At 63.0% G+C, this 208-nt stretch carries 1 pseudogene; it reads right to left on the reverse strand.

The features are described from left to right. Positions 1 to 208 (reverse strand): annotated as a pseudogene (locus AB3X96_RS43070) (IS5/IS1182 family transposase); the annotation flags it as partial.

Genomic DNA, 208 nt, shown 5'->3' on the forward strand with positions numbered 1-208 from the left:
CCACCGCCATATGTACCTTGCTGCCTTTCTTGCGTTTGTATCCGTCGTAGCCTGCGCGTGCGCCGCTTTCGCACGTCGACTGCAGCGTACGGCCATCGAGGATGACCGCGCTGGGTTGACCACGGCGGTCCTGGGCGACCCGGATGATCGAACGCAAATCGCTCACCATGGCCTCGAAGCAGCCCGCCTGAATCCAGCGTTGCGTCTG

The sequence above is a fragment of the Paraburkholderia sp. BR13439 genome (assembly GCF_040948805.1).
Lineage (GTDB): Bacteria > Pseudomonadota > Gammaproteobacteria > Burkholderiales > Burkholderiaceae > Paraburkholderia > Paraburkholderia youngii.